Origin of the sequence: Herbaspirillum sp. B65 (assembly GCF_000333555.1) — a bacterium.
GTDB classification, from domain to species: Bacteria; Pseudomonadota; Gammaproteobacteria; order Burkholderiales; family Burkholderiaceae_D; genus Herbaspirillum; species Herbaspirillum rubrisubalbicans.
The window spans coordinates 1-11,018 of record NZ_BADI01000486.1 but is presented as its reverse complement, the minus strand read 5'-3'; the positions used below and the strand labels follow the sequence as shown (position 1 = coordinate 11,018).

Sequence of the window (11,018 nt, the reverse complement as noted above, 5' to 3'; positions counted from 1 at the left end):
CAGGCTTTCGGCCCCGGTTTCATCACGCGTGTCGAATGGGATCCGACCATANNCGATTTCGGCGCCATGATCGCCATCGTCGGCACGCTGTCGACCTCGATCATCGCCTTGCTCATCGCCTTCCCGGTCAGCTTCGGCATCGCCCTGTTCCTCACCGAAATCTGCCCCGCCAAGCTGCGTCGCCCGCTGGGCACCTGTGTGGAACTGCTGGCGGGCGTGCCCTCCATCATCTACGGCATGTGGGGTCTGTTCGTGTTTGCGCCGCTCTTCGCCGAATACGGCCAGCCCTTCCTGAAGTCCACCCTGGGTCAGCTCCCCGGCATCGGCGTGCTGTTCTCCGGCCCCACCATGGGCATCGGTATCCTCACCGCCGGCCTGATCCTGTCGGTGATGATCATCCCCTTCATCTCTTCGGTGATGCGCGACGTCTTCGAAGTCGTGCCCGCAGTGTTGAAGGAATCGGCCTACGGCCTGGGTTGTACCCGCTGGGAAGTAGTGCGCAAGGTGGTGCTGCCCTACACCAAGACCGGTGTGGTCGGTGGCGTCATGCTGGGCCTGGGGCGTGCACTGGGCGAGACCATGGCGGTGACCTTCGTGATCGGTAACTCGCACCGCCTGTCCTGGTCGTTGTTCTCGGCCGGTAACTCGATTGCCTCCACGCTGGCCAACGAAATCGCCGAAGCCTCCAGCAAGCTGCACGTCTCTTCGCTGTTTGCCCTGGGCCTGATCCTGTTCGTCATCACCTTCATCGTCCTGTCCGCCGCCAAGATCATGTTGATGGGCATGGCGCGCAAGGAAGGAGCCAAATAATGAGCCAGACCGTACAACTGGTGGAAAAAGCTGCCACCGCACAAGTCGTCAATCCCGTCTATCGCCGCCGCCTGATGCAGCATCGCATGGGGATGCTGTTCTCCTTCCTGGCCATGGGCCTGGGCCTGTTCGTGCTGGCCTGGATCCTGCTGACCCTGGTGTTCAAGGGCGTGGCCGCGCTGAACCTGGGTCTGCTGACCGAAAACACGCCTGGTCCGGGCGACGCCGGCGGCGGCCTGTTGAACCCTATCGTCGGTTCGTTGATGATGGTCGGTATCAGCACGATCATCAGTACCCCCATCGGCATCCTGGCCGGTGTCTACCTGGCTGAATACGGCGAGGAAAGCAAGCTGGCCCAGGTCACCCGTTTCGTCACCGACATCATGCTGTCGGCACCCTCGATCGTGATCGGTCTGTTCATCTACGCCATCTACGTGGCCAACGTGAATCACTTCTCGGGCTGGGCCGGTACCTTCGCCATTTCGCTCATCGCCATTCCGGTGGTGGTGCGTACCACCGACAACATGTTGAAGCTGGTGCCGAGTGGTCTGCGTGAAGCGGCCTTCGCGCTGGGCGCCCCGCGCTGGAAGGTGGCCATCATCGTGCGTCTGCGTGCGGTCAAGGCGGGCGTGGTGACCGGTGTGCTGCTGGCGGTGGCCCGTATCTCGGGCGAGACCGCACCGCTGCTCTTCACTGCGTTGAACAACCAGTTCTTCAGCACCAACATGAACCGTCCGATTGCCAACCTGCCGGTGGTGATCAACCAGTTCGCCATGAGCCCATATGACAACTGGGTCTCGCTGGCATGGGGCGGCGCCTTGCTGATCACCTTCAGCGTGCTGCTGCTAAACGTGCTCTCGCGTACCCTGTTCAAGCAACAAATCCCCGGCTAATTCTCCAAGTGACCGACATGACTACTGCTCATCAAATGGCAAGCCACGCTTCGACCGCACCCCACAATGCCGCTGCGGCCCTGAAGGCCACGCTGGAAGTTTCGCAACTCAATTTCTACTACGGCGGATTCCAGGGCTTAAAGAACATCAACCTCAACATCTGGGAAGGCAAGGTGACCGCCTTCATCGGCCCGTCGGGTTGCGGCAAGTCCACGCTGCTGCGTACCTTCAACCGCATGTATGACCTCTATCCCGGTCAGCGCGCCGAAGGCAAGATCATCTACGCCGGCAACAACATTCTCGAACCCGGCCAGGACTTGAACATGCTGCGCGCCAAGGTCGGCATGGTGTTCCAGAAGCCGACGCCGTTCCCGATGTCGGTCTACGACAACATCGCCTTCGGTATCCGCCTGTATGAAAACCTGCCCAAGGGCGAGATGGATGAGCGCGTCGAATGGGCGCTCAACAAGGCCGCCCTGTGGGGTGAAGTCAAGGACAAGCTGCACAAGAGCGGCCTGTCGCTCTCCGGCGGTCAGCAACAGCGTCTGTGTATCGCACGCGGCGTGGCGGTCAAGCCGGAAGTGTTGCTGCTGGATGAACCGACCTCGGCGCTGGATCCGATTTCGACGGCCAAGGTGGAAGAACTGATCGGTGAGTTGAAGAACGACTACACCATCGCCATCGTGACCCACAACATGCAACAGGCGGCGCGTTGCTCGGATTACACCGCCTACATGTACCTGGGCGAGCTGGTGGAGTTTGGCGAGACTGACCAGATCTTCATGAATCCGGTGCGCAAGGAAACCCAAGACTACATCACCGGCCGCTTTGGCTAAAAGGGGTACGGCCTGGGCTACTGCGCATCCCGATCTCTGCGCTGCGATGCTCGCCGTACCCCAGTACGGCTGCGCTTCTCCCGCAGACCTCGGGATTGCTCGCTACGCCCATGCCGCACCCCGAACCGTAGTCATTGCACTGTACATATTATTTATAGAATTTCTTTTTAGGGGCGTCACATGACCGGCGATCATTCCTCCAAACAGTATGACCAGGATCTGGAGCAGATCCGCTCCAAGGTGCTTGCCATGGGCGGCATGGTGGAACACCAGTTCCAGGACGCGATTGCGGCTTTCCGTAACGGTAACCTCGACGTCGCCCATCGCGTGATGAAGGATGACGAAGCCGTCAATCGCCTGGAAGTCGACTCGATGACGCTTGCAGCCACCTGATCGTGCGGCGCCAGCCGACGGCCAATGACCTGCGTACCGTCATGGCTACCATCAAGATCATCACCGACCTGGAACGCGTGGGCGATGAGGCGACCAAGATCGCGCGTACCGCGATCCACCTGCACAAGCGTGGGATCGGCCTGGTGTCGCACTACGAGACCGTGAGCCTGATCGCCGAGCAGGCCATGGACCAGTTGCGTAGCGCCCTGGATGCCTTCGCCCGCCTGGATGACCAGCAGGCGGCCGAGCTGATCAAGCAGGATGAACGCATCGATCATGGCTTCCGCTCCATCACCCGCAGCCTGATCACCTTCATGATGGAAGATGCACGCACCATCTCCGGTTCCATCGATACTCTGTGGGTGGCCAAGGCCATCGAACGCATCGGCGACCATGCCAAGAACATCGCCGAATACGTGGTCTACGTGGTCGGTGGCAAGGATATCCGCCATTCCGATTTCGCTGCGGCCAAGCCGGCCCAGGAAGCAGACTAAGCACGACGGCACCGGTGGCGGCGGCGGGGAAAGAGCCGCCTGGCACCGGATTGCGGAGGGGAGACCCGCGATACAGCTAAGAAGCATCACTATCATGACTACTATCCTCATCGTCGAAGACGAACCCTCCATTGCCGAACTGATTGCCTTCACCTTGAAAGAGGCCGGCTGGTCCAGCTTCGTCGTCTCCAATGCGGCTGCCGCTTGGGACTTCGTGCAGCATCGGGCCCCCCAGCTGGTGCTGCTGGACTGGATGTTGCCCGACCGCAGCGGCCTGCACCTGCTCTCGCGCATCCGCGCCGATCGTCAGTTGGCGCAACTCTCGGTGATCATGCTCACCGCCAAGAGCATGGAAGAAGACAAGATCGCGGGCCTCGACAACGGTGCCGACGACTACATCACCAAGCCGTTCTCGCCACGCGAACTGACCGCGCGCATCAAGGCGCTGTTGCGTCGCAAGAGCCCGGAACACGCGCAGGAGGTGATGTCGGCCGGCCCCATCACGCTGGATCCGGCCAGTTGCTCGGTGAGCCTGGATGGCGCCCGCATCGATATCGGTCATGCCGAATACAAGCTGCTCAAGTTCTTCCTCGCCCATCCCGACCGCGTGTTCTCGCGCAGCCAGTTGCTGGACCGCGTCTGGGGCGACCACGTGGTGATCGAAGAGCGTACCGTGGATGTCCACGTGCTGCGCCTGCGCAAGGCCCTGCGCGATGCCGAGTGCCTGATCAAGACGGTACGCAGCGTGGGCTACATGCTCTCCACCAAATAAAACCGATAAGACCTCGCCCGCGTTAGGCAACACTGCCCATATCGTCCATAATCAGGCGACAATTACAAATACGCTTAAGCGGGTGTTTCCAAGATTTATCTGCCAAATCAATGAGTCCACAACTATTGTTCTGGATTCCTGCCGTATTACGCCTGGTGTTTTGCCTGGGCGGTGCAGGAGTCGTCGGTTTCTTCTTCGGTCCCATCGTCGGGCTGGTCACGGCGGTGCTGGGGGTGGGGGCGATGATGATCGCTCACCTGCATTACCTGCTGCGGCTGTCGACCTGGCTGGATGATGCCGGCCAGTCACGCCTGCCCGATGGCTGGGGCGCCTGGACCGATGTCTATGCGCGCCTGTACCGGATGCATCGCGACGATGAAAAGAACCAGGCCGAGCTGGCCGAGTGGCTGGCGCGCTTCCGCCAGGCCATGAGCCTGCTGCCCGATGGCGTAGTGATCATGGATGACGTGCTGTTCCTGGAGTGGTGCAACCCCGCGGCGCAACAGCACCTGGGCCTGAAGCTGGACCGCGACAAGGGGATGCGCGTCACCAACCTGATCCGTAATCCCGCCTTCATCGACTACATCATCCTGGGCCGCTACGAACAACCGCTCACCCTTGCCCTGCACGAACGCAAGCTCATCATCCAGATCATCCCCTTCGAAAACCGGCGTCAGATCCTGGTCACCCATGATGTGACCGAGTCGCAACGTATCGACATGATGCGACGCGACTTCGTGGCCAATGCCTCGCATGAATTGCGCACTCCGCTCACCGTCATCAACGGTTTCCTCGAAATCGCCCTGGCCCAGCCCAACCTGGATCAAGCCACCCGCACCGCGCACCTCAAGCTGATGACCGAGCAGGGCCAGCGTATGCAAAACCTGATCGACGACATGTTGACGCTGACCCGCCTGGAGTCGATCGACTATCCGCTGCGCTCGGAGGTGCTGCACGTGCGGCCCCTGCTGGAGCGCATCGCCGAGGAAGGGCGGGCGCTGTCGGCCGGCAAGCACGACATCCGGCTCATCGTCGATGGCCCCGATCTGAAGGGCAGTGCCGACGAACTGCGCAGCGCCTTCACCAATCTGGTCACCAATGCCGTGCGCTATACCCCCGAAGGCGGCACCATCACGCTGCGCTGGGAGAGCGATGAAGAGGGTGCGCATTTCTCGGTGCAGGATACCGGCATCGGCATCAGCCCCGAACACATCTCGCGCCTGACCGAGCGCTTCTACCGCGTCGACAAGAGCCGCTCGCGCGAAACCCAGGGTACCGGCCTGGGCCTGGCCATCGTGCGCCATGTACTGCTGCGCCACCATGCCACGCTGGACATCGCCTCCGTGCCCGATCATGGCAGCACCTTCTCGGTGCATTTCCCGGCCACCCAGACCATCGCGGATTATGCCGAGCAGTAGTGATATCGTGATTTCCCTTGAACAAACGCGGCTAAACCAATTGGAGAGGATGCTTCGGCATCCTTTTTTCATGTTTGAACCGGCCACATCGGCGTACCATGGCGCCAATAGCTCAAAGCTGACTTGCTGTCAGTAAGTACAAATACGAATGCCAGCTCATCTGGCTTGTTGGCAACAATAGCGCCTCGCCAGCGGTCTGGACTTTTGGCTGCAGATGCCAAGCCTGCCGTGACGCGAGCCGTAGGCCAACCGCAGCGGATTTTTAGCAATAAGAGCGCGCCATCTTGCCTATGGATAAGTGGCGATATGTGTGGTGTACCAATGCGCGAGGTCGAGCCTCGCTGGGACAGGGACGACAGCCTGGCCTTCAGGAAATGCCTGATCGCGCCGGGAACCTTTGCACTGCACTATGCGAATCAAGCGCCGAATGCCCGGCTATTGCTGCCCAACCGGGTTGGCCAACCCCACCTACTGCGCAAAGAGAATCCAATGAGCTATTTAGCCAATATGAAGATAGGTCGTCGTCTGGCCCTGGGCTTTGCCGTCATCCTGGCTGCGGCCAGCGTCGTGGTCGCGCTGTCGATCTGGCGCCTGCAAGGCATTGCCCAAGCCACCGATGAAATGATGCACGAGCCGCTGACCAAGGAGCGCCTGGTCTCGGACTGGTACCGCACCATCCATACCAGCGTGCGTCGCACCACGGCCATTGCCAAGAGTGCCGATCCCAGCCTGGCGGCCTACTTTGCCGAGGATGCCGCCGCTGCCAGCCGCATGTCCACCGCGCAACAGAAAGCCATCGAAGCCCTGATCGAATCGGATGAAGAGAAAGCCGCCTTCACCAAGCTGAGCCAGGTGCGCAAGGACTACATCAAATACCGCGATGCCATTTCCAAGGCCAAGGCCGATGGCCAGCCCGAGGAGGCGGCGCGGATTCTGGCCGGCCCCTTCGACGTGGCGGCCAAGGGTTATCTGGATCTGCTGCAGCAATTGCTCAATCTGCAGCGCGCCAACATCGACCGCGTGGCGGCCCATATCCAGCAGGTCTATCAGGAAAGCCGCAACCTGATGCTGGCACTGGCCGTGCTGCAAGTGGTACTGGGCTGGCTGTTTGCCCGCAGCCTGGCGCTGGGCATCACGCGGCCGCTGGAGCAGGCGGTCGACGTGGCCCAGGCGGTAGCCGCTGGCGACCTCACTACGCGCATCGATGACAAGCTGGCGGCGCGCTCCGACGAAACCGGCAAGCTCATGCATGCGCTGCATACCATGACCGGCAACCTGGCCCGCATCGTCGGCCAGGTGCGCAGCGGCACGGATGCCATCACCACCGCTTCCAGCGAGATTGCCACTGGCAACCTCGACCTCTCGGCCCGTACCGAACGCCAGGCCGGTGCCTTGGAAGAAACCGCCTCGGCCATGGAAGAGCTGACCTCGACCGTGTCCCAGAACGCCAGTAACGCGCGCCAGGCCAATCAATTGGCAGCCTCGGCGTCGTCGGTGGCGCAGCAGGGTGGGGACGTGGTCTCGCAGGTCATTTCCACCATGGGCTCGATCAATGAGTCCTCGCGCAAGATTGTCGATATCATCAGCGTCATCGACGGTATCGCCTTCCAGACCAATATCCTGGCCTTGAATGCCGCTGTGGAAGCGGCCCGTGCCGGCGAGCAGGGCAGGGGCTTTGCGGTGGTGGCCTCCGAAGTGCGTTCGCTGGCCCAGCGTTCGGCCTCGGCGGCCAAGGAAATCAAGATCCTGATCGACGATTCGGTGAGCAAGGTCGGCACCGGCAGCGAGCTGGTCACGCGCGCCGGCAGCACCATGGATGAAGTGGTCGCCAGCGTGCGCCAGGTGGCCCAGATCGTGGCCGAGATCAGCGCCGCCAGCAGCGAGCAAAGCGATGGCATCAGCCAGGTCAACCTGGCCATCAACGACATGGACCAGACCACCCAGCAAAACGCCGCCCTGGTCGAACAGGCTGCTGCTGCTGCCGAATCCATGCAACAACAGGCGACGCGCTTGTCCGAGGTGGTCAGTCAGTTCAAGTTGCTGGCACACAACGAGTTGGCCGAGCTGGGCGTCGGTGCCGCCCCGGCAGGGCGTGCCGAGGTGGATATCACACCGCCCCGGCAAGCCTTGCGCTGAACCTGGTACTGAACCAGACGTGCAAAAAGGCAGAACCCGCCGCATTGTCGGCGGGTTCTTTGCTGGCTGCCGATAGAGGTGGGTGGCTAAGGGCTTTTAGGCAATGATATGAAGTATTTTTCCCGTGCGGCCAACTGCGGCTCGCGGTGCCGCATCAGTAGGTCGCGCGGCCACCCGAGAGATCGAACACGGAAGCCGTGGTGAAGGAATTTTCCTCCGACACCAGCCAGGCCACCATCGCCGCCAGCTCCTCCACCTTGACGAAGCGCGCACGCGGGATCTTCGAGAGCATGTAGTCGATGTGCGCCTGGGTGCATTGTTCCAGGATGCGGGTCTGGGCGGCGGCCGGGGTGATGGCATTGACTGCGATGTTGCGGGTCGCGGTTTCCTTGCCCAGGCTCTTGGTCAGCGCAATCATGCCGGCCTTGGCGGCACTGTAGGCCGAAGCGGTCGGGTTGCCTTCCTTGCCGGCGATGGAGGCGATATTGACGATGCGCCCGTAGTTCTGCGCGATCATGCGTTGCACCACCACCTGGTTGACGTAGAAGGCACCGTTCAAGTCGATGTCGATCACGCGGCGCCATTCCTCCGGTGAATACTCGGCCACTGGGTTATTTTGTCCGGCAATACCGGCGCTATGCACCAGGATGTCGATGGACTGGGTCAGTTTCTCGGTGGCTTCGATGGCCTGCTGGACCTCGGACTGGCTGGCGATATCGACCCTCACGGTCTCCACATTGCCCAGCGGCTCCAGCTTGGCGCGAGCGGCGGCCAGCGCCTTTTCATCCATGTCCCACAGCACCACCTTGGCTTTGCCCTGCAACAGTCGCTCGGCCACGGCATAGCCGAAGCCTTGCGCACCGCCGGTGATGATGGCGCTGCGGCCCTGGAAATCGTAATGGTTCATGCTGTCTCCTCGCCTGGTTCGGTCATTGGATAGCGCAAAGCGCAGGCCGGGCTGGCCTGCGTTTGCTCGTTATTCTTATTGGAGTCGATGCGACGGCGCTGCGGCAGCGCCGGTAGTACGTCGAGCAGCCTCGATCAGGCGTCGATGGTCTTCTGCTGTTGCTCGCCCAGGCCGTCGATGCCCAGACGCATGGTCTGGCCGGCGCGCAGGTAGACCGCTTCCGGCTTGACGCCCATGCCCACGCCCGGCGGCGTGCCGGTGGAGATGACATCGCCCGGCTGCAGGCTCATGAAGCGCGACAGGTAGGACACGATATGCGCCACGCCGAAGATCATGGTGCTGGTGTTGCCGTTCTGGTAGCGCTTGCCATCCACTTCCAGCCACATGCCCAGCTTTTGCGGATCGGCCACTTCGTCGCGGGTGACCAGCCAGGGGCCGATGGGGCCGAAGGTATCGCAGCCCTTGCCCTTGTCCCAGGTACCACCGCGCTCAATCTGGTATTCGCGCTCGGAGACGTCGTTGACCACGCAATAGCCGGCCACGTGCGACATTGCATCCTTCTCATCGATATAGCTGCCACCCTTGCCGATGACCACGCCCAGTTCCACTTCCCAGTCGGTCTTCTTGGAGCCGCGCGGGATCTTCACATCGTCGTTGGGACCGACCACGGCCGAGGTCCACTTGTTGAACACCACCGGCTCGGCCGGGATGGGCAGGTTGGATTCGGCGGCGTGGTCGGCGTAGTTCAGGCCGATGCAGATGAACTTGCCGATATTGCCGACGCAGGCGCCGATGCGCGGCGCACCCTCGACGACCGGCAGGCTGTTCAGGTCCAGCTTGCGGATCTTGTCCAGCGATGCGTCATCCAGTACGGCACCGTTGACATCCTTGATGTAGGCAGACAGATCGCGGATCTTGCCGGATTGGTCGAGGATGCCGGGCTTTTCCTGCCCAACCGGGCCGTAACGCAGTAATTTCATCGTGTTTCCTTTGGGGAAGAGTTGTCTCGGGAACGGCGCAGGGGGCGCCTGTCGTTGGGGAAATGGGATATTACCAGTTTATTGGTAAGACCAATAGGGTATGTCGCGTGCGAGGTGGCGGTCAGTGCGCGCAAGTGTGCTTGAGAATTGTAAGTTGACAGGTTTAATTATGAGTTGAATTTCGAGTCAATAAAATCAATAGCTTACGTGCGAGACGCGAATGCCGGCCAAGATTTATAAGTTGAAAAACATCTCTTCGTCGAAAGAAAGAATATTTCGAGTGAGTGCCTCTTTAGCCCTCGAATTGAAATTCAGAGAGCGCAGCAAGTAATAAATTTTTGGTAAAAGTACGGCCCAATCAATCTATTTCGACGTGCAAATTCCATCTTTCTCAACTCGTTCATGTTGCATATTTTTTGTGCATACATGAGGGTATCCCTAATTCATAGGATTTCGTGCAATTTGAGCTTATTTGTGAGCGATCAAGGCGAAATTTTATCTTCTCGTATTGCATGCAACCCAGATAGGTAAAGGGTTTGCGGCACATTATTGGGCTTAATACAAATTGTATAGATTTCTAATGGTTTGTTTTATTTTTTGTCGCTAACGTCGGCAAAAAATAGCCTAAATTCGGCCTATTGACACTCAATTCCAGTTAGAGGTAAATTTTATTTGTTGCGCAAGCCGATCAGTTGCGCTAAAGTGCCTCGCCAAATTCAGCGAGAAATATTTAACGCAAGAATTGTTGTTTTTGATCAAGAGAAGGAGGTGTCGAAAATTTGAGAATACAAATTTTCTGTTGGGCAACTATCTGCAAAAATTTCCCATCTGAAACATTGTCAGATTCAATGTAAAATTTACAGTTGCCCCAGAAAACGAAAAACCGACCTGGAGGTCGGCTTCCCGAAAAGCAACAGCAAGACTGGTTCAGTAGCAATTAGCGTTGCCGCTGAACTTGCCATCGCAGATACAACTAGACCCCAGTATTCTGCCCTCTCTGCCCGCTTTTCGTCAAGCCCCTTTTGGTTTCCCACGCCTATACATTTTTAAAACTGGCTTTTTGGCCTAGTTTTAGGGGAATCTTATGTCCAACGAAAAGAGTGATTGTATAACTAGCAACTTTCTGAAAAGGCGGGCTAACCCGCGCGATCCTATTCGGATCCAGCAGCGAGCGCTGGAACAAGCACGTGGCCTTGGCGTAGGTAGCGACTACGAACCGTTTATACAGATTGAACGGCATGGCTTCTCCAGCCACGGTCGTTCCCATGTCTGGTCAGATCCGTTGAATACATCGATCGTTGGTCATGTGCTTAGCGATCTAGAGCGATGTGTGTAAATTCATGCTTCGTCGCTTAAGGGGCCATAGTACGGACTCAATA

At 59.3% G+C, this 11,018-nt stretch carries 8 protein-coding genes and 1 pseudogene; 7 read left to right on the top strand and 2 right to left on the bottom strand.

Features of this window, described 5'->3' with window-relative positions:
* The 7 genes and pseudogenes from pstC to I5W_RS11780 all read left to right on the top strand — a co-directional run.
* Positions 1–810 (top strand): phosphate ABC transporter permease subunit PstC (pstC, locus tag I5W_RS11810; protein WP_044529369.1); only part of this gene is annotated, 810 nt, incomplete at its 5' end.
* Positions 810–1,703 (top strand): phosphate ABC transporter permease PstA, encoded by an 894-nt coding sequence (gene pstA / locus I5W_RS11805; RefSeq protein ID WP_044529368.1) that lies wholly within the window; start codon positions 810–812, stop codon positions 1,701–1,703. The genes pstC and pstA, both read left to right, overlap by 1 nt.
* 35 nt (positions 1,704–1,738) lie before the next feature.
* A complete protein-coding gene (pstB, locus tag I5W_RS11800; RefSeq protein ID WP_020480179.1) occupies positions 1,739–2,539 on the top strand; it encodes a phosphate ABC transporter ATP-binding protein PstB in 801 nt (266 codons plus the stop codon).
* 180 nt (positions 2,540–2,719) lie between these two features.
* Positions 2,720–3,426, top strand: a pseudogene (phoU, locus tag I5W_RS11795) (phosphate signaling complex protein PhoU).
* 94 nt (positions 3,427–3,520) lie between these two features.
* Entirely contained in the window at positions 3,521–4,198 is a 678-nt protein-coding gene (locus tag I5W_RS11790) for a response regulator (protein ID WP_017453138.1), read from the top strand.
* Between the two features lie 110 nt (positions 4,199–4,308).
* Positions 4,309–5,616 (top strand): phosphate regulon sensor histidine kinase PhoR, encoded by a 1,308-nt coding sequence (phoR, locus tag I5W_RS11785; protein WP_044529367.1) that lies wholly within the window; start codon positions 4,309–4,311, stop codon positions 5,614–5,616.
* Positions 5,617–6,105: 489 nt separating this feature from the next.
* Positions 6,106–7,752 (top strand): methyl-accepting chemotaxis protein, encoded by a 1,647-nt coding sequence (locus I5W_RS11780; protein WP_044529366.1) that lies wholly within the window; start codon positions 6,106–6,108, stop codon positions 7,750–7,752.
* A gap of 154 nt (positions 7,753–7,906) precedes the next feature.
* Here the strand turns inward: I5W_RS11780 and I5W_RS11775 are convergent, their stop codons facing one another.
* Together I5W_RS11775 and I5W_RS11770 are read right to left on the bottom strand one after the other, a co-directional pair.
* Positions 7,907–8,659: an SDR family oxidoreductase gene (locus tag I5W_RS11775; protein ID WP_017453141.1), complete on the bottom strand. Its 753-nt coding sequence runs from the start codon at positions 8,657–8,659 to the stop codon at positions 7,907–7,909.
* 134 nt (positions 8,660–8,793) lie between these two features.
* Positions 8,794–9,639 (bottom strand): ureidoglycolate lyase, encoded by an 846-nt coding sequence (locus I5W_RS11770; RefSeq protein ID WP_044529365.1) that lies wholly within the window; start codon positions 9,637–9,639, stop codon positions 8,794–8,796.
* Positions 9,640–11,018 lie beyond the last annotated feature (1,379 nt).